Genomic DNA, 19,792 nt, shown 5'->3' with positions numbered 1-19,792 from the left:
TCCATGTCGCTGCCGTGGTTCATTGCAAGCACCTTCATCCTGCTGGTCCTGATCTCGCTGGTCTATGACCGGAATGCGCTGAAGAAGGTCAGCTATACCCGTTACTTCTCTGCCAAAGCGGTGTACGCCGGTGAGCAGGTAGAGATGGTTGAGGAAATCATGAACAAGAAGCTGCTGCCGCTGCCGTGGCTGCGGCTGGAATCCAGCATAGCTAAGGGGCTTGAATTCGGTAACCAGGAGAATCTGGGCATCAGCAGCGGAGAGATTTCCCAGAATCATGTCAGCCTGTTCTTCCTGAGGTCTTTCCGCCAGATCAAACGGCGGCATCATATCACTTGCAGGGAGCGGGGGCTGTTCGTCCTGGAGACGGCAACCATGACTACCGGCGATCTGTTCGGACTGAGCCGCAGCGCCAAGACCTTCCCGCTTCATCTGGAGCTGCTGGTCTACCCCGGACTGCTGCGTTTCCATGACCTTCCGTTGCCGGTTCACAGCTGGCTTGGAGAGCTGCCGGTCAAGCGCTGGATTGTCGAAGATCCGTTCCTGACCGCCGGTACAAGAGAATACAGCGCCGGGGATTCTCTGGCGAGCATTAACTGGAAGGCGACAGCCCGGACGGGAAGTATGCAGGTGCATCAAAAGGATTACACCGCCGATTCCCGGCTGGTCATCTGCCTGAACGTGGAGACGAGCGAGTCCATGTGGAGAACGGTTACCGATGTGCAGCGAATAGAGCTGGGAATCCGCTATGCGGCAACTGTAGCCGAGTATGCGATCAGCCACGGTATTGAGGTCCGGCTGCTCAGCAATGGAAGACTGGAGGGGAGCGGGGCGAGAGATTCGGTGGACACCTGGTCCATTGTTCATACCGAGGAGTTCCTTGGCCTGCTGGCCAGACTGAATCTGGACCGGACCGTGCCGATGAGCAGGCTGATGGAGATTGAAGCGGACAAGGGTGAGGCAGATAAGGATTATCTGATCATTACCTGTCACCGGGGGGCAGAGCTGCAGCTGGCAACTTCAGGCTTAAGCTTCCTCGGAAACGGCGTAGAGTGGCTGGATATTCCTTCTGAAGGGGGCGGTGAGCTATGACTTCCCGAATCCCGGATGCTTTCAAAGAAAATTACGCCATATGGATGGCAGCCTTCATCGAATGGCTGCTGCTGCTCCCGGTATGGCTGGTGCTCCAGACTTATTTCCAGCCGGAGGCCGAGGCGCTGCGCTGGATCTATCTGCTGCCGGTACTGGCCGCAGCCGGTGTGCTGCTGCGGGAGAAGTGCAACCGCCGCTGGAAGCAGCTGCTCGCGGCGCTGGTTCTCGGAGCTATATCAGCGGCGTTGACCGGTACGCTGACACTTATGGGTCTTCCGCTGGCAGCCGGAGCGGCAGTGTCTGCCTTCCTTGGCATGACAGCAGCCACACGGGTGAACCGGCTGTGGCTGTATATCAGCGGGATCATGCTGTATTTTGTCGCTTCAATTGCCTTCTCGCGCATCCCCGGTCTCCAGCCGAGTGCACCGGTGCTCACCTGGAGCGGCAGCTTGTGCCTAATCCTGGCACTGCTCGCTACGAACAGCACCCACCTGCGTTATAGCTCCTTGAACGGAGGTGCAGGAAATCTGCCTCAAGGACTGCGGCGGCATAACCGGATGTTCGTAATCGGCTTCATTATCCTGGCAGCACTGCTTGCAGCGGGGGGCGGTAGGGCGGTTGGGATGCTGCTGTGGAATATGATACGGACATTCTTTGCCTGGCTCAGCCGGTTATCCTCCGGTTCCGAGGAGGCACCGCCAGCAGAAGCTCTGCCTGAGGCCATCCCACCCATGCCGGCAGCGGAGCCGGGGGAGCCTGGCTTGTTGTCGATGATTTTAAATATAGGCTTCTATATTCTGGGTGCGGCAGCCATTCTTGCCCTGATGTATTTTATTCTGCGTTGGTTGTACAGAAATACAGGAGGTATCCTGCGAAGAGCGATGGACAGGCTGCTGTCCCTGCTGCGCAGAGACACACCTGCGGCTGCGGGGTATCAGGATGAGGAGACCAGCCTGTTCAACTGGGAGCAGACGGTCCAGGATTTCCGGCAATACGTGCGTTCCAAGCTGACACCAGCCAGCCGCCGGGACCGCTGGGAGGGGATGGACGGCAGCCGCGAGCGTATCCGCTGGCTCTACCGGCACTGGCTGCGGGCCAGACATGCGGAAGGGTATGAGGTGAAGCCCTACCTGACCCCGCAGGAGACAGCCGCCGATGTAGCCGCCTGGTCGCAAGGCCAGAAGCGCTCAAGCAAACACCCTGGCGGAGATGCCTCTGCCAATGACCGGCTGCTCGGCCTATATAACAAGGCCCGCTATACGGAGGAGGAGCTGCCTGAACTTACTGCCGCTGAGGCGGCAGCGCTTAAGGAGCAGTTGAAGCTGTAGGCCAACTCCAAATCTGGAAGAACATGTGGTGCGCCTTTCAGCTAATGGCTGCCATGCTTCCTGAAGCGCAGCAGGCCATCGGGAACATAGGCAGCTTCATTAAGAGAGTATTGCAGCTGGAGGGTAGGCAAGATTAGCATCCGCAGTAAGAAAATGATCGTACAGCGTATCCGGTGGACAGGGTCAGAACAGCAGACGCAGCAGCATCAGTGTCACAATACCGGTCAATACGGTAGCCAGCAGGCTGCGGGTCTTGATGGCTACCCAGAAGGTGGGGAGGGCGGCGATTAGCTCCACATTGGTGGACAGGGCTGCGAACCTGCCGCCGGTTACGAGCAGCTCTTGGGCAACCAGTGCAGCCATGACAGCAATCGGCACATAGCTTAGCCAGCGCATACCCCATTCCGGGATCGTGATCCGGCTCAGCAGCATCAGCGGAAGGACACGTGGAATGAAGGTGACGAGAGCAGCTCCGAGAATAATTACAGCAATATCGAGTCTTATTTCCATTGTTCCATCACTACTCCAATCGTTGAGGCTACCAGCGCCGCAGCTATAACGCCCATGCTGGGAGACCACAGCACAGAGACGAGCACGGCAACAACAACAGCCGCTAAGCCGACAGTGATATCCAGTCTATACTTGCGCCGTCCCATAATGGTCAGGACCAGCAGCCCGATGAACATAGCCGGTAGGGCGAAATCCAGTCCCCACTTTTCGGGGCTGGATATCCATTGACCGAGAATAGCGCCGGCGATATTGGCCAGGAACCAGTTCAGATAAGCGGTAATATTCAGGCCGTGCATCCATCTCTCGCTGATCTGCTTCCTTGCGGCGCTCTTCTGAATGGCTACGCCGAAGGTCTCATCTGTGAGCAGCGAGCCGATCAGCAGGTTGCGCAGCGGGGTCAGGTGGCGGAAGTAAGGCGACAATGCTGCACTTAACAGCAGATGCCGCAGGTTAACCAGCAGAATCGTAATGACAATACCGGAGGCGCTGCTCCCGGCGGCAATCATGCCAGCGGCAATGAACTGGGCCGAACCGGCGTACAGGATAATGGAGATCATGGCGATTTCGGCAAGGGTCAGCCCCGCTGTTTTCTCCACAACACCTGCGGCGAACCCGATGCTTAAGTAGCCGAGCAGAGTGGGGAGGCAGTCCTTGACCCCTTGCCAGAACGTATCGCTGCTCTCCGGCACACTTGGGCTATCTGTAACCAGGCTGCCGCCGGACAGCGGCTCCTGATGAATGGATTCTGGCTTCATAGGCATGCTCCTTCTGGGTCATGGAATAACGGCTGGTATCAGACCTTAACGAGCCAGCGCCCCATTCCCGAAGCAGTCCTTCGGATGCTGTACGTGCTGGAACGCTAGCAACTGCATTTAGTACAATGGAATGCTGTAAAAAAGGCTTCGAAATAGAATCTATTGTATTCTGTACAATGGAATGTTGAAAAAAGGCCGTTTTTCACTTAAAACACAACATTCTACGGTATGAAATACAATAGAATCTCATTTTACGGTCAGCAATGCGGTTTCTATTGCAGGAAATACAATCTGCTACTTGAATGTAAGAGTAGAAGTCGGCAACGGGCGCCGTATCAGCCTGATTCGCGCCCCGATTAGAGTGCATAAGTAGGCTTAATTGCAATCTGTACAACTAAATCGCCCTATATGCCGCTGAATCTCTATTTAGGTGTATTTCGTGCAATTAAATGCCCCCTATACCTTGATTTTCGCCCATCGTGGCAGATTTAGTTGTACAGAATACAGTTAGGAGAGGAAAGCCTTCCGTGTCACTGTTTTTAGTTGCACAGAATACACTTATCTCTAAAGGGTACGCTTCGAACAGAAATACATTGTATTAATATCTAATAATCCATAGCGAATTGCAAGGGAATATTAGCTGTAACTGTAAAAAGGGTTCCGCCGTCCACAGAGCGATCTGCGGCAGCGGAACCCTTTTGGATTCATGGTTATTTCAAGACCAGTACGCCGAACCCTTCCATCGTATAGCTCCCCGACAGGGTCTGGCCGCTTAAGAGATCCGTCTTGGCTGTCTTAAGCACAATCTGCGCCGGTTCTTCGCTGTAGTTGAGCAGGAAGGCGACACCGGAAGAGGCGTCTTCCCCCATGGCACGAATCTGAAGTTCAACCTCTGGCGGCAGCTCCGCCCAATCGGCGGCTGGCGAGGCCAGCCCCAGGCTGCCAAGCATCTGCAGCACAGCAGGCTCATTGAACACGGCGCCGTAATACCATACTTCGCCTTTGCCCCGGGTGTTGCGGGTTACCGCCGGCTTGCCGGCATAGTAGTCGGTCGCATAGGTTGCCATGACCTCCACACTGTCCTCTTCCACATGCAGGATATCATTGAAGGCATCTGCACCGGTCAGCGCCTCGGGATCATGATTCCAGCGGATGGAGGTAGGCTTGCGTGTTCCTTTGACCAGCGTGAAATCTTCAACGGTTACCCCGCACATCTCCTGTGCCGCTCCGGGAAAAGGCCGCATGTAGCATTGTCCGGTAATATCCTTGTAGCCTGTGCGGCAGCCGAAGACCAGCTTCCCGCCTTGCTGCACATACTGGTCCAGCAGGGCCGCCGTATCATCGGTCATAATCGCCGGATGCGGGTAGACCAGCACTTCATAACGGGCAAGCTCTGCAAGGGTTGTATGGCTGCGCAGGTACAGAACGTCATTCGGAATATGCTTCCGCTGCAGAGCCTTGAACCATTCCTTGTTGCTCTGCCACATGAACGGGCCATGCCAGACATCATATTCCCCGTCCCACTCATTGTCATAATCACGCACGATAGCAACGTTCGCCTGAGTCCGGCTGCCGATGAACTGCTGCCCGATGCTTGCCAGCTCGCGGCCGATCTGCTCCGCTTCTCTTACCCGCCGGTTAGGCTGGTTATGGTAGTCGTTCAAGCCATGCCAATAGATCTCATTGCCCATGGTGACGGTCCGCCAGCGGAAATAGAGCAGCATATCAGCGCCGTGGGCGACCGACTGGTAGGTCCACAGCCGCATCTGTCCCGGCTTCGGTGAAGGCATGTCCAGCCGGTTGACCCAGCCCCCCGGACCGGATTGCTGCTCCATGACACAGAAATTGCTGCTGACCGAACGTACTGCCGACAGGGACAGGCCCCAGCCGCGGTCAAGCATCGGGTTCACCTCAGACGGATCGAAGCCGATGGTGGAGAACTGCGGATATGAGTCATAGCTGAAGAAATCCAGCAGCTCGTCATTCAGCTCATGGCTGTCCAGATGTCCGAACAGCCCGTTCGTGGTCACCCACTGATTAGGGGCCAATTCCCGGAGGATATCTGCCTGGATTTTGGCGAAATGGATGGTGTTATCAGAGATGAAGCGCTTCTCATCCAGAGCCTGGTGCGGATTCGGCTGATTCGGTGAAGGAGTAGGCCGGGTGAGGCAGACCTGTGACCAGCTCGTATAGGTCTGATTCCAGAACACCGTGCCCCAAGCCTGATTAAGCTTGTCCAAGGTGGCGTACTTCTCCTGCAGCCAGAGGCGGAAGGCCTGATGATCGCTCTCCGAGTAGAATACATTGATCTCACAGTTCAGCTCGTTGTCAATCTGCCAGCCCACGACGCCGGGATGATTGCCGTAATGTTCAGCAAGCTTCGTTACAATCCGGGCACAGAGCTCACGGTATTTGGGACTGCTGTAGTTGTAATGGCGGCGCATGCCGTGCTGTAGCGTCACACCTTCATAAGTAACATTCAAGGCCTCAGGATACTTCTCTGTAAGCCAGGCAGGCGGAGTAGCCGTAGGCGTTCCCAGAATAACCTTCAGCCCGTAGCTGTGTGCCATGTCGACCGCACGGTCAAACAGATCGTATTGAAACACGCCTTCCTCCGGTTCAAAAATGGACCAGGCGAACTCAGCTAGACGAACAATGGTGAATCCGGTTTCAACCATACGCCGGTAATCGTCAGCCCACATGGATTCAGGCCAGTGCTCGGGATAATAGCAGACGCCCAGTTCAAATCGTTCTGCTGCAACAGGTTTCTTCATCTTAACCTCCAAGTGTAAAAATATGCTTTAATTAAGCTACCAATCTATTGTATTATCAGCAGTGTATCCACTTATATAACAGAATATTGCTATTATATCATTATATTGCGTGCTTGATTCAACGCAGGGCAGGAGGAGATTCACATGAGAAAACACTGGGTTCTGCCGCAGCCTGCTTATGCCCACTATGTATGTTATCCGGAGATGCTGGGGCATTACAGCGACTTCCCGGAGCATGCAGAGCGCAGAAGCGAGGGGTTCCTGAACAGCTATAATCTCCACATGGTTTTCGGGGGAGAAGGGTATGTATTTCAGGGAGGGGAGCGGATATCCATGAGGCGGGGCAGCGGCTTTCTTTTTCCCAGAGGGGCTTATCAGCAGTACGGTTCTGATCCCGGCGCCGCCTGGGATGTGCGCTGGATGCACTTCGCCACGGCGATGCCTCTGCCTATGCTGGAGGAGGCGGATCAGTCACGCGGCTACTTCTTCACCTTCGATCCCGGCACCGGTTATGAAGCGCTCTTCGAGGAAATGTACCGGCTCAGTGCAGGCTATGAGACCCGGAGTGAACCGCGCCTCTCCACACTGCTCTATGAGATTCTGGTTACGCTGATGCAGAACTCCGAGCCGCTCCACGGCTCCGTTCCGCTGGAGATCCGGCATTCCATCCGGCTTACAGCCGACAGGATCTATAGTGAGTGTGAGCGGCCCTGGACGCTGGAGTCTATGGCCAGACTTGCCGGTTATAGCAGCTACCATTTTCTCCGCCTGTTCCGCAGCATTATGGGCAAGACGCCGAACCGGTATTTGAGCGATTGCCGGATGGCCCGGGCGAAGCTGCTGCTGGCTTCCACCAAGCTGTCCGTTGCGCAAATTGCGCTGCAGAGCGGCTTTCAACAATCCAGCTATTTCATCAAGGTGTTCAGACAGCTCGAAGGGATGCCGCCGAACCAATACAGACGTTCCTTCAACTCGTAGAATCAAGCCTTTTTAGGACCAAGTATTAAGAAAGTTTGTTACATTTATGGCAGAGTTCACGCCGCGATAGCCTTGGTTAGGTGACAAAAAGTTACAAATGGATACAAAGGGTTACAAAGTGGATACAAATTCCACGCGCCAAGCAACTATACTATTGCTAGTAAATACATCTGGAGGGAAATAAATGAGAAAGTATAGAGTTACATATGCTGCATTGCTGGTGAGTTCACTCGTTGCCGGCCAGGTGGCTGGCAGTATCACTGCGCCTGCTGCACATGCAGCCCCGGCGGCGAAGGCCCCCGCAGTATCCGCTCCGGCGGCATTCAAGTTCAATTCCGTTCCCATGGGTGCCGGAGTGACCGCAGTACTGGAGAATATCAACATATGGAGCCAGTCCAGCGGAAACATATTGTCATACACACTTAAATATACGAATTCCGGCAATTCAAGCGCGAGTCTGATGCATTATTTCTCACGTGTGGTCACTCCGGGAGGATCAGTGCTTCCGGGTAATCCCTTAGGTGCGGACGCCCTGAAGAAGAAGGTCGGCGCCAAAGAAAGCCTTAGCGTGACCTATTATGTAAATGTGGGACAAACCTCCTCCTTGCAGGGGATCAAAATCTCGATGCTGGTCTGGGATGCCAAGACGAAGGGGTATCTGAAGCAGACGGGATCTTTTGGAGTGCCCGCTAATTATTCAACTACGGCTGCAGTTGGAACAAGCCTAAGTACAGTCATGAACGACATTCCCGTCGCGGCCAGTGCAGACTCCCTCCAGCTCTACAAATACAGCGGCAAGGTCTATGCCAAAGTAGGAGTCAGTCTGACCAACAAGGGCAATAAAGTCCTCAGTGATCCGGGCTATTCGGCGTATCTGGTATCTGCGAGCGGCACCTCCTTCGAGCTGGCGCTGAGCGGTACACAGGCGGATTACAAGATTCAGCCGCAGGAGAAACGGAGCATTTATTATATTACGGAAATCCCGGCCTATCTCAAAACAGATAATATGAAGCTGCAATTCACGCAGAGGGACGAGACCACGAAGCTGGAGCTGGCTAAATCTTCTTATAAGCTGCCCGCAGCAAGCTCGCCTAATCTGGTAGTGGGCAGCGGGGTAGTCAAAAAGATTGTAGTAAATAACAACACGGTAGACACGCTGCTCCGCAATGCCAATGTGTACGCACAGGATGCAGATGCGGTATGGACGTTCCAGATGCAGCTTAAGAATACCGGCAACAAGGCGGTAACCCTGCCAAGCTACGACCTGGCGGTCAAATCGGTGAAGGGCAAGGTTTTTCCGGTGAATGCCAAAGGTGTAAGCGGAGTAACCCTCAAGCCGCTAGAGACCAAAATTGTACCGCTTACGGTTCGCGTACCGCTTGAAGTCGATCAATCCGGATTGCAGCTTATGATGATCGAATCCGTAGGCGCAGAGAGCTCAAGTATGCCTGAACCGAGCGGAACCGGCGAGACAACCGGAAATACCGGGAATACCGGAACGCCGTCCACTTCGCCTCCTGCAACACCGACTGCCAAAATGGTTTTCCCGGTAGCCTATTTCGTCATTCCTTATGCCCTGCGTACGGAGGTAACGACCGGCCAGGAGTATATGACCACGAATTCATACGGTTCGTTCTCGTACAGTATAGAGTCTCTGCAGCGTTATCCTTGGAGAGATGATGACATCGTAGCTGCCAGACTGAGAATCACCAATACCCAGAACGTGTCTCTTACGCTGCCTGAGCTGAAGGGAACCATTAAGCTGGATAAAGAAAACCTGCCCGTGACTACAGAGCTGTATATGGACAATAAGGATTCTTCTGTCCTTGCGCCAGGGAAGTCGGCGGATCTGTATGTACTCGGCAAAATCGCCTATACCTCAGAGTTTCAGAATATGCGGATTGCCCTGAACGGCACACAGAATTCAGAGACCGTTCCGTTCCTGGATGTCAGCGTCAACAACTCGATTAACAGTATTCCGACCATCGAGAAGGGCAAGAGCTACACCATTAGCGGCAAAGGCAAAACGGCCAGTGTACAGGAGAACCGGACAACGATCTATCAAGGGGAGAGCCACAATCTGGTGTACACAGAGCTCTATCTGAGCAGTGAGGAGAAAAGACAGAGCAAAATGGCCCGTCTCCAGGCTTACTATAAGACCAAGGACGGCCAGTATTTCGAAGCGGGCACCAGCCAGTCGGAGAACAGCGCGTCTCCGGGTGCCAAGCAGCTCGTGGTCCTGTGGGCCAAGGTGCCTAAGGCTACGGACCTCGCGGATGTCTCACTCTACCTCGGTTCCGGTATCAAAGAGGGTAAGCTGATCGAGGCCAAGGAGGAAGCCACCGGATTCGTCAATGTGGCAGCACTTCAGCTGAATCCGCAGGCTAACGTACCGAAGAATACGCTGGAATCAACGGCATTATATCCTTATACGATTTCTGTTATCACCTCTGAAGGCAAGCGGATGAAGTCTTCGGATACCCTGGACATTACTATGAACTACAGCCTGAGGAAGGATAATCTATATGATGCAGGCGTTCTTGAGCATAAGCTGATTCTGCAGATTACCGATCCGTTCGGCATCGCGACCGAGAAGGTCCTTACACTGGGCACAGACCTGATTGAAGGGACGAACAACCAGTATTCCTTCTCCCTCAGCAGACCTGTGTATAAGACGATGGACGGCGGCGCTTATAAGTTAACCTTCTATGATGAGTTCCAGGGCGAACGGCTAATGCTGGGCAGCCAAGCCTTTGGGGTCACTAATGTGGTTCCGAACAAGACAGAGGAATAATCTTCATCCGCTCAACTAAACCATTCTTATATTTAAAAAAAGGAGCAGCTTCCATGTTGCGTGTTGAAGATATTACGCATTCGTACAAAAGCGGTAATGAATGGACCTCCGTTCTTCATAAAATCAATTTTGCCGTCAAAAAAGGAGAAATGGTTGCCCTGCTGGGCAGTTCAGGTTCCGGGAAGTCCACGCTTCTGAATCTGATGGCTGGCTTGATGAAGCCCACGGAAGGTCATATCTACATTGCTGATCAGGACATTGTGAAGATGGGCGAGAATAAGCTGGCCGAGTTCCGCCGCAAGAATATCGGATTTATCTTTCAGGCCTATGAGCTGATTACCAGCCTGACGGTCCGTGAGAACGTGGAGCTGCCGCTGGTCTTCCAGTCAGTCTCTCCCAGGGCCCGCAAGGCCAAGGCGCTGGCGCTGCTGGAGCAGGTGGGAATTCCCGACAAGGCGGATCTCTTCCCCTCGCAGCTCTCCGGAGGCCAGCAGCAGCGGGTCAGTATCGCCCGGTCGCTGATCACAGAGCCGTCGGTCATCTTCGCCGATGAACCGACGGGGAATCTGGATTCCAAGACCGAGGAGGAGATTATCAGTATTCTGCTGAACCTGAACCGGACGATGAAGACGACTTTTATTGTCGTTACTCATGAATACAAGGTGGCTGAACAAATGCAGCGGATTTTCACGCTGAAGGACGGCTTCCTGGTCACTGAATCGCAGACAAAACCGCAAGCAGATACAGCACCGCAAATAGAACCGCAGCTTGAGACGCAGACAGAAGTACAGGTTGAAGAGCAAATCGCTGAGGAAGCTGAACCACAGACCATGGTAGAGGTTGAAGAACAATTAGCTGCAGGAGCTGAACAGGAAGCTGTAGAGCCAGTACCGCAGACAGCAGGAGCGGAAGAAGATCCGCCGGCTGAGGAACCTGAACACCAGACCGCTGAGGAAGCTGATCCTGCAGAGGGAGGGAAGCCGTGAAGATCAGAGACATTTCACGGATGGCCTGGGAACAGGTCAAACGGCGCAAGGTGGTTACAGGTCTATGTATGACCGGGATATCCATCGGCTGCGCAGCAATTATCGTGGCTTTGAGCGTAGGCCAATCTGCACAGGTCTATGTAACGGACCAAGTTAATGCCAACTTCAAAATGGATGAGATTACAGTCTCGCCCGGCGGAGGACTTCCAACGAACGGGAAGAGCGGAGGCGGCGGATCGGGTGAGGTGAATGAGAACCTCGACCCCGGCAAGCTGACCGATCAGAAGCTGAAGATCATCCAGGGGCTGAATCATGTGAAGGCGGCTTCGCCTTTTCATCAAGCAGGATATCTGCAGATGGTAACCATAGACAACAAGATCTCCGATGTTCAGGTCGTTGTCGCCGATTTACAGAAGCTGACGGCGTACGACCACAAGTTCAAGCAGGGAGGGGCGAATGGCCAGCTCGGATCTATTGTGCTCAATCACGGGGCTACACTGGGCCTGATTGACCTGGAGACCCGGCAGAAGCTGTTCGATCAGATGAGTGCGGATCCGTTCAACCAGGAGCTGTACCAGCAATATGACAAAATGGCCACTGTGCCTACTGAATTGTACCGCAAGCAGGTTCAGATTCAGGCGCAGGACTACAGCTCTACATCCCCGGTGTTCAAGCTTAGCTCACCCCTGCAGATCTCCGGAATACTGGCGCTTCCCAAGGGGATGGATGAACTGCGGTCATCCTATGAGAAGATTATGTATGTGTCTCCCGAGACCGCACAGCAGCTCTCCAAGGAGCTTGCGTTCGATAATTCCACCACCAGTGTGCTAACTCTCCCACCGGAGGGCAGCTACAACTCGATTACGGTCAAGGTGGACGATGTGGCGAACATCAAGCCGGTGGAGCAGATGATTCAGAAGCTGTCCCTGAACGCTCAAGACAATCTGTTCCAGCAGGAGATGCTGAAGGAGCAATTTGATATGATCAAAATGGCGGCTCTCGGCATCGGGGTATTCATCCTGATCATCGCTTCCATCTCCATCATAGTGGCCATGACCATGTCCACCCATCAGCGGCGTCGCCAGATCGGGATTATGAAGGTCCTGGGGGCTAACATGGGGCAGATCCGTAACATGTTCATTACCGAAGCTGCGCTTCTGGGGCTGCTCGGGGGCATGCTGGGTGTTGCATTCTCCTATCTCATTGTGATGGGGCTCAACAAGCTGGTAGGCAGTGCAGGGGACGGGATGAATTTCTTCATTCCGGCGATGAATCTGCCGGTCGGCATCTCCTTTGCCATTATGACGGGTGTACTGTCGGGGATCTATCCGGCGATCAGTGCCTCCAGAACCGATGCATTAACCGCTATTAAACGAGACTAACCCTAAGCTAGAAAGGAAGCCGAAACGATGAAGAGGACTCTAAAGAAGAGCCTGAAATGGATCATAATCTTAGGTATCATCGGAACTGCCGGTTATTTCGGATATACCAAATTCTTCAAGGCTGATGAGACCGCTGATCTCCCGCCTGAACCGATGCAGGTGATCAGCTTCCCGGTAACGGAAGAGACGTTAACCAGCTCCGTACAGATCAAAGGCAGATCGCAATACCAGAAGGAGACGCTAGTGTATGCCCCCTTTGCCTCCAAGGTTACGTCCTGGAAGGTGGAGAACGGGGCCCAGGTGAAGAAGGGCCAGGTGCTCTTCACCCTGGATCAGAGCACACTCCGAAATGAGATTGCCACGGCGGAGGCAGCCGCCCGCAAGGCGAAGCTGGAGGGGGAGCTGAATGCTTTTGTCGCGCAGCAGGAGGATGATTCCTCGGCCCCGGCGGGTACGGAAGCGGAACGGCTGAAGGCCTTGGCTGCCCAGGAGACCGCCCGTCTGAGCGATGAGCTGAACCAGGTGAATGCTGAGATTCAAGCCAAAGAGCTTACGGAGAAGAAGGCGAAGCTGGGCACTGCGGTATACCATGCTCCGGAGAACGGCATCTTCCTCTTCGACAGCAGTACGGAACGGCCGCAGACCGTCACCGACAATCAGTACATCGGCAAGATTGTGGACACGAACAAAGTAGAGTTCATAGCACAGGTCGGGGAGCAGGATATCTTCCGTATCAAAAAGGGCATGAAGGTGAAGGTGAAGATGACCGCCGTAAAAGATCTGGTCCTGGACGGAGAGGTAACCGGAGTGGCCAAGTTCGCCACGACGACCACCGGACAGAACACAGCCGGCCAGCTTCCGCAATTCGAGGTGGTCATCTCCATGCAGCCGGACGAGCATTTGATGGGCGGCCTTAGCCTGAGCGGAGATGTCGAGACCTCGCGCAAAGAGAAGGCGGTAGTTGTATCCAATATCGCCGTCATCCGTGAAGGAGATCTGGCCTTCGTCATGGTGGACAAAGGAAACGGCCAATACGAACGCAAAGAGATCAAGACTGGAATGGAGACGACCGATAAAACAGAGGTGCTCTCGGGACTGAAGGCAGGAGACACCGTAGTTCTGCAATAGATAGCAGTAGTTAGCAGTAGTTGACAGCATTTGAAAGCCCCAGACCCGGGTCATAACCGGATTTGGGGCTTTTCTGCGGATTGTAGCCTGTGTGTGGGGCGGCAGTTGGATTTTGTCCACTTGTTGCTGACCGATTGGACCATTATTTTTTCTGCATAAACGGTTTACGCCAAGTCTGGATGTCGCTGTTCAGGCCAGTAAGATCAGGCAAGGGCACTGCTTCGTCCGTTAATTGATACTTGGCTTTCAATGCCAGAATACGGTAGACACTCTCGTCAATCCGTGCTTCGGAGATGCTGCCGTTCTTGACGCTGTCCAGCAATGCGGCGCGTACGGCTTGTTCGTTCTTGTATTCATGGGCGACCAGCAGGATATCGCTCCCGGCCAAGACGGATTCTACTGCCGCAGCTGGAAGGCTATAATTCTTAATGATTGCGCCCATGGTCATGTCATCCGTAATGACTACCCCTTCGTATCCCATCAATCCGCGGAGCTGCTGGCCGATAATCACTTGGGACAGGGAGGCGGGCTTGTCCGGGTCGAGCTTCGGATATAGAATATGGGCCACCATTACAGCATCGGCCTTCTCCCGGATCGCTGCCTGGAATGGGAGCCATTCCAGTTCTGCCAGTTGGGCCTCTGTCTTGTTGATGACCGGCAGCTCCAGATGTGAGTCTACTGAGGTATCGCCATGGCCCGGATAATGCTTTACCACGGGAATGACGCCTTCACGCTCGAGCCCCTGCATCTCGGCAATACCGAGCCGGGTGACCAGCTCTGCGCTGCTGCCGAAGGAACGGTTACCAATCACCGGATTATCCGGGTTGCTGTTGATGTCTAGCACCGGCGCGAAGTCCATATTGAAGCCGGAGGATTTCACCGCCCGGGCAAGCAGTTCGCCCATTGTTCCGGCAGCAGCGGCATCATCTCCGCTGCCGACAGCAGCATTCGATGGGAAGGTGGCGTAGTCATCAGGCAGACGGCTAACCTTGCCGCCTTCCTGATCGACACTCATAAACAGCGGTGCGGGATTCCCTGCATTGCTCTGCTTCAGGGCGTTGGTCAGCTGCACCAGCTCCTTGAGGCTGCCGACATTATTAGAATACAGAATGATTCCGCCGACCTTATCTTCGGCAATCATCTTGCGTGCTTCAGCTCCTGCCGCCTTGCCTTGGATGCCGACCAGCAGCATCTGCCCGATCTTCTCCTCCAGAGTCATTCCGGCGAGCTTCCGGGAGACCGGGTCAGGAGTGGCTGAAGCCTCTGATGACGGTGTCACTGGGGCTTCGGTTGCCACAGGCACTGGCGTCTGTGCGGCAGCCGGAGAGGCTGACACCGCTGCCGGAGGAGAGCCTTCGTTTGCCTGTTGTGCGGCATTCCCATTCCCCTCACAGCCGCTTGCCAGCAGCAGGCAGGCGGAGGCGGCAAGCAGGAGGAGAGCGCGGCGGGGTGGAGTAATGTTTATTTTTTGACGGCTGAACCATTTCATAGGGGGAATCTTCCTTTCGATTGCGGTTTGGCGGATAGGGATGATAGAATGAACAAGACATTACATATGACCTGCTTCAAGCATAATCAATACTATAGGATGAGGTGACCTGTCAATGAAAGAGCAATTAATGAACACGCTTAATGAACAAATGAATTTCGAATTCTATTCTGCCCATGTCTATCTTGCGATGGCTGCGTATTGTTCCGGTGAGAGCCTGGACGGATTCGCCAATTTCTTTCTGGTGCAGGCTGAAGAAGAACGGTTCCATGCCATGAAGATCTACAAATTCCTGAATGACCGGGACTACCGGGCCACCCTTGCGGCGATGCCTGAACCGAACAATGAGTATAGCTCTATGCTGGATGCGTTCGAGCATGCCTTCGCCCATGAGCAGCAGAATACGAAGAAATTCTATCATCTGGCGGATTTGGCCCTGGATGAACGGGAGCACGCGACCATCTATTTCCTGAAATGGTTCATTGACGAGCAGGTGGAAGAAGAGGCACTCTTCAGCAACATTATCGCCAAGCTCAAACGGATCGAAACCGACAGCAATGCCTTCTATATGCTGGATGCAGAATTTGCAGGACGTTCATTTACACCGCCAGCGGAGTAGAGGACAGCTAGAGTAACCAATCATACGCAAGCTTAGCGGCATTCTCCTGAAGAGGGGAAGCCGCTTGTTTGTGTGCGCCGACCTTGGGTCTCCCATATACTTAGACTACGTTTTGCGAGAAAAGTTACACGGCCTGTCAGCAGCAGATAGGCTGCAATGTTGAACAAGGGCAAAGAATGTAGGGAGCCGCAACTTACTTCCGGGTTGCCAACTCTATTTAGCGGGGTTAACTCTTACGCTGTCCGGCAACACTGTTTCTCTAGACCCACCCGTAAGTCAGCGTGTAGTATGGAACAATACTAATCTTTGGAGGTCCTTTTTCTTGGAAAATTACAGCGATATCAAACAAAGTGAAAAAGGAGCATGGCTAAGTCTTTTAGCATACATACTCTTATCTGCCGTCAAATTATTCATAGGAACGGTGTCAGGCTCTCAGGCACTCCTGGCTGACGGGCTGAATAACAGCACCGACATTATTGCTTCCCTGGCCATTCTGACCGGACTTCGGATTTCCCGCAGACCCCCGGATTCGAACCATGGCTATGGTCATTTCAGAGCAGAGACAGTTGCCGCACTTGTTGCCTCTTTTATCATGATTGCTGTAGGCTTCCAAGTGCTCTATCAGGGTGTCAACAAATTCATTCAGCCTGCGCTGGAGACCCCTGATCTGATTGCCGCATGGACGGCAGCTGCCTGTGCTGTGGTTATGATCGCAGTCTACCGTTACAACATCAGGCTTGCCCGTAACCTGAACAGCAATGCCATGCATGCAGTGGCGCAGGATAATCGTTCGGATGCGCTGGTCAGCATGGGGGCCTTCGTCGGGATTATCGGCTCACAGTTCGGCATTCCCTGGTTAGATCCGCTCACAGCCACGATTGTCGGATTGCTGATCTGCAAGACGGCCTGGGATATTTTCCGCAAAGCTACACATGACCTCACCGACGGCTTCGATGCCGGTAAGCTTGAGCTGATGAAGCAGACGGTCGCGGAGATTGATGGCGTGGAGTCGATTAAGGATATCAAGGCCCGTATTCACGGCAATAATGTATTGGTGGATACCACAGTGCTGGTGGATTCCAATCTGAATGTGGTGCAGAGTCACGATATTACGGAGGAGATCGAAGATCAGCTTAAGGACCGTCATCAGGTCTCTACCGTACTTGTCCATATCGAACCGATGTGATCAACAGGTGTACAACAAGAATAGATTACATGAATTGCCTCGCTCTCGGTGGGGCATTTTTTTGTGTTAGATAAGGCGCACTAAAGAAATTAATGAAAAGCAAAAAGAAGCGGAGGGGAAATTTGGAACTGTAGGAGCGATAGCGATCGCCTTTGTCACCGGATTTCTACCACGAATAGTGGTTTAAATCAAGAAACCTGGGGACAACAGCGGCCGGAAGTCCAAATGTTCACCGCAGCGACGACCAAGCTTCGAGTTCAAACCTTGAGTACGTCTTATATAGATTGGGGAAAAACGTTCTTCGCCCTGGACCGGACTTGCCTGCATTCCATTAACATGTATATAATATCAATATGTTATTAACAAACGAATCTATTCACCGATTCAAGACAAGGAGAATATCCATGCCAAATCAACCGGTCAAAGGTCCTAACGGCTTAAGCGAGGAGCAATTCCTGCAAAATTATAATGCGGGCAGCTACGAACGTCCGTCTGTCACCGTCGATATGCTGATTTTCACCGTGATGGAGCAGGAGCAGAATAACTACCGCAAGCTGGCGGATAAGTCCTTGCAGCTCTTGCTGATTCAGCGCGGGGAGCATCCTTTTCTGGGACAATGGGCCTTGCCGGGAGGGTTCGTGGGGATCAGTGAGAGCGTAGAAGAAGCTGCCCGCCGGGAGCTGTACAGCGAGACTAATATCGATAATATCTACATGGAGCAGCTGTATACCTGGGGCGATGTAGACCGTGATCCGCGGATGCGGGTAATCAGCTGCTCCTACATGGCGCTCGTGGACCGCAAGGCTCTGGACGTACAGGCAGGGGATGATGCAGCCGCAACTGCCTGGTTCGACGTTTCGTACCACATTCTGGAGACCCGCCGCGAGGTGCTGGAGCAGGACGTCCGCCAGGAGACACTGGTGGAGATTATACTGGAGAGTGAGCAGGAGAAGCTAAGCGGGGTGGTCAAGCTTACCGAGACGATTCAAGGGCATGTCCGGCAGGTCAGCCGTGAGATCGTGCGCAGCACGGGGTTTTCTTTTGACCATCTGCTCATGGTGCAGTATGCCATCGAACGTCTGCGCGGCAAGGCGGAATATACCGATATTATCTTCAATCTCATGCCGCCGTTGTTCACCTTGTCCGAGCTGCAGCGTGTGTATGAGATCATCCTCGGCAAGGAACTGCTCGCCGCCGCCTTCCGCCGCAAAATCGCAGAGCGGGTCATCGAGACGGATCAGAGCACCCGGGATGCCGGACACCGTCCCTCGAAGCTGTACCGGTATAACCGGGAATGGAATTTATTTTGAGAACGCCCTTCTGTCCGGCAACGCCGCCTTGTGATGTTCTTAATAGAACTTTCATAGGGAAAAGCAGACAATTAGTTATATTTTGACTATTTGACTTATGGCAAAGGACAGGGTGAGCCTATGATTAGCTGGAAGGATTCGTATGATATCGGAGTAGAAAAGATTGATTGTCAGCACAGACAGCTGCTGGTGAAGCTGAATGATTTTTTTGAAGCCTGCAGCAACCAGCAGGGCAAAGAAAAAATCGAAGAAACGCTGAAGTTCCTCAAGGACTATACCGTGGAGCATTTCGGCAGTGAAGAGCAGCTGATGAAGGATATCAGCTTCCCGGAGCTGTCGGAACACCAGAAGACGCACGCTGAGTTCGTGCAGACGGTGCTGGAACTGGAGGAGACGATCAAGACCAAGGGCGTATCCGTATTATCCACAATCAAGCTGAACCGGACGCTGACAGACTGGCTGATCAATCATATTCACAAATGCGACAAGCTAATCGGTGAATGCATCGCGGCCAAGGGCAACCGGGCGGTCTAACTGAATGATCGGGAACAAGGAGATGCTGTAAGGCATTTCTTTTTTTATATTAGCTGCTTGGACCGGATGCGCCGCGTAGGCCGAATGTAATCGAAAAACCGATTACAATTGGACTGTAAGCTCTACGTAGGCCGAATGTAACCGAAAAACTGATTATCATAGTATTCAGTTTGTTTAAGGGGGGAGGATCATCATGGATTGCCTGGGGTGCAGAATTGCGAACGGGCTTGAGCCTGACCTGAATATCGTCTATGAGAATGAATATATCACCTGTGTACTCGATATCGATCCCTTCAATGAAGGCCATACCCTGATTCTGCCGAAAAAGCACTATTGGGACGTCGATGAGATGGATGCGAAGACTGCACATACTGTCATGGAGGCTTCACAGAAGCTCTCCGCGCTGCTCAAATATCTGTACCAGCCGGACGGGATCAGAATTATTGCTGACGGCGGTAAATTCAATGATCTGACCCACTATCATATGCATGTGCTTCCCCGGTATGAGGGGGACGGGCTACTGTGGGGAGAACCGCTGCACCCGGACGGAGCAGGGGAACGGCTGGGCGAGACGAGACGGAGAATGGTAGAAGCGTTAGTAGAGAGAGAACCTATGCTGAAAAAAGCGATGGACACGCTAGAGCTTCTGAGCCAGGACGCCGCAGCGCGAATGGCTTATGATGCCCGGATGAAGGCGCTGAGCGATGAGCATTCCCGTATTGAAGGAGCCAAGTCCGAGACAAGTAAAGAAATTGCTATTAAACTTCTAGACCGGGGTATAGACCTGCAAACCATTTCCGAAGCCACCAGCTTACCGGTAGAAGAAATCAAGGGACTAAGACAATAAGTGAAAACACGCATTCCATCAACGGCAGCCGCAGGGCTGTCTTTCTTTTCTTGTCCAAGGGGAACTCAGGTTTATCACAG

Annotated in this window: 15 protein-coding genes and 1 pseudogene; 12 read left to right on the top strand and 4 right to left on the bottom strand. The window is 53.3% G+C overall.

Going from position 1 to position 19,792, the window contains the following annotated elements:
- Positions 1–3: 3 nt before the first annotated feature.
- Complete coding sequence (locus MKY96_RS13435) at positions 4–1,092, top strand: DUF58 domain-containing protein (protein ID WP_340941008.1); 1,089 nt, start codon at positions 4–6, stop codon at positions 1,090–1,092.
- Complete coding sequence (locus MKY96_RS13430) at positions 1,089–2,420, top strand: hypothetical protein (protein WP_340941006.1); 1,332 nt, start codon at positions 1,089–1,091, stop codon at positions 2,418–2,420. Before MKY96_RS13435 ends, MKY96_RS13430 begins: the two co-directional genes overlap by 4 nt.
- A gap of 183 nt (positions 2,421–2,603) precedes the next feature.
- Here MKY96_RS13430 and MKY96_RS13425 read toward each other — a convergent pair whose 3' ends face one another.
- The 3 genes from MKY96_RS13425 to MKY96_RS13415 form a co-directional block, all read right to left on the bottom strand.
- Positions 2,604–2,930 carry an AzlD domain-containing protein gene (locus MKY96_RS13425; RefSeq protein ID WP_340941004.1) on the bottom strand — a complete coding sequence of 109 codons (327 nt, stop codon included), beginning with the start codon at positions 2,928–2,930 and terminating at the stop codon, positions 2,604–2,606.
- Entirely contained in the window at positions 2,921–3,685 is a 765-nt protein-coding gene (locus MKY96_RS13420) for an AzlC family ABC transporter permease (protein WP_083684804.1), read from the bottom strand. Before MKY96_RS13420 ends, MKY96_RS13425 begins: the two co-directional genes overlap by 10 nt.
- A gap of 710 nt (positions 3,686–4,395) precedes the next feature.
- A complete protein-coding gene (locus tag MKY96_RS13415; protein ID WP_340941003.1) occupies positions 4,396–6,459 on the bottom strand; it encodes a beta-galactosidase in 2,064 nt (687 codons plus the stop codon).
- 144 nt (positions 6,460–6,603) lie between these two features.
- On the opposite strand from MKY96_RS13415, the gene MKY96_RS13410 reads away from it, so the two are divergent.
- The 5 genes and pseudogenes from MKY96_RS13410 (at position 6,604) to MKY96_RS13390 (ending at position 13,727) form a co-directional block, all read left to right on the top strand.
- Positions 6,604–7,437 (top strand): helix-turn-helix transcriptional regulator, encoded by an 834-nt coding sequence (locus MKY96_RS13410; RefSeq protein WP_340941001.1) that lies wholly within the window; start codon positions 6,604–6,606, stop codon positions 7,435–7,437.
- Between the two features lie 184 nt (positions 7,438–7,621).
- Positions 7,622–10,231, top strand: coding sequence for a hypothetical protein (locus MKY96_RS13405; protein ID WP_340941000.1), 2,610 nt, complete (start codon positions 7,622–7,624; stop codon positions 10,229–10,231).
- A 53-nt stretch (positions 10,232–10,284) separates the two neighbouring features.
- A pseudogene (locus MKY96_RS13400) lies at positions 10,285–10,950 on the top strand (ABC transporter ATP-binding protein); the annotation flags it as partial.
- Between the two features lie 263 nt (positions 10,951–11,213).
- Positions 11,214–12,599: an ABC transporter permease gene (locus MKY96_RS13395; RefSeq protein ID WP_340940998.1), complete on the top strand. Its 1,386-nt coding sequence runs from the start codon at positions 11,214–11,216 to the stop codon at positions 12,597–12,599.
- A 27-nt stretch (positions 12,600–12,626) separates the two neighbouring features.
- On the top strand, positions 12,627–13,727 hold the full coding sequence (locus MKY96_RS13390; RefSeq protein ID WP_340940997.1) for an efflux RND transporter periplasmic adaptor subunit: 1,101 nt from the start codon (positions 12,627–12,629) through the stop codon (positions 13,725–13,727).
- A 142-nt stretch (positions 13,728–13,869) separates the two neighbouring features.
- Here the strand turns inward: MKY96_RS13390 and nagZ are convergent, their stop codons facing one another.
- The gene (gene nagZ, locus MKY96_RS13385; RefSeq protein WP_340940995.1) at positions 13,870–15,216 is read right to left on the bottom strand and encodes a beta-N-acetylhexosaminidase; all 1,347 of its coding nucleotides are present in this window, start codon (positions 15,214–15,216) and stop codon (positions 13,870–13,872) included.
- Between the two features lie 115 nt (positions 15,217–15,331).
- Between nagZ and MKY96_RS13380 the strand changes: the two genes are divergently transcribed.
- The 5 genes from MKY96_RS13380 to MKY96_RS13360 all read left to right on the top strand — a co-directional run bounded on the left by MKY96_RS13380 (position 15,332) and on the right by MKY96_RS13360 (position 19,712).
- Complete coding sequence (locus MKY96_RS13380) at positions 15,332–15,835, top strand: ferritin (protein WP_036728710.1); 504 nt, start codon at positions 15,332–15,334, stop codon at positions 15,833–15,835.
- Between the two features lie 322 nt (positions 15,836–16,157).
- Entirely contained in the window at positions 16,158–17,021 is an 864-nt protein-coding gene (locus MKY96_RS13375; protein ID WP_340940993.1) for a cation diffusion facilitator family transporter, read from the top strand.
- Positions 17,022–17,425: 404 nt separating this feature from the next.
- Positions 17,426–18,331: an NUDIX hydrolase gene (locus MKY96_RS13370; protein ID WP_340940991.1), complete on the top strand. Its 906-nt coding sequence runs from the start codon at positions 17,426–17,428 to the stop codon at positions 18,329–18,331.
- Between the two features lie 120 nt (positions 18,332–18,451).
- Positions 18,452–18,865 carry a bacteriohemerythrin gene (locus tag MKY96_RS13365; RefSeq protein ID WP_340940989.1) on the top strand — a complete coding sequence of 138 codons (414 nt, stop codon included), beginning with the start codon at positions 18,452–18,454 and terminating at the stop codon, positions 18,863–18,865.
- A 193-nt stretch (positions 18,866–19,058) separates the two neighbouring features.
- Positions 19,059–19,712: an HIT domain-containing protein gene (locus tag MKY96_RS13360; RefSeq protein WP_340940987.1), complete on the top strand. Its 654-nt coding sequence runs from the start codon at positions 19,059–19,061 to the stop codon at positions 19,710–19,712.
- The last annotated feature ends 80 nt before the right edge of the window (positions 19,713–19,792 follow it).

Origin of the sequence: Paenibacillus sp. FSL R7-0302, from assembly GCF_038006885.1 — a bacterium.
Taxonomy (GTDB): Bacteria; Bacillota; Bacilli; order Paenibacillales; family Paenibacillaceae; genus Paenibacillus_AQ.
This window is presented reverse-complemented; position numbering and strand designations above follow the sequence as displayed.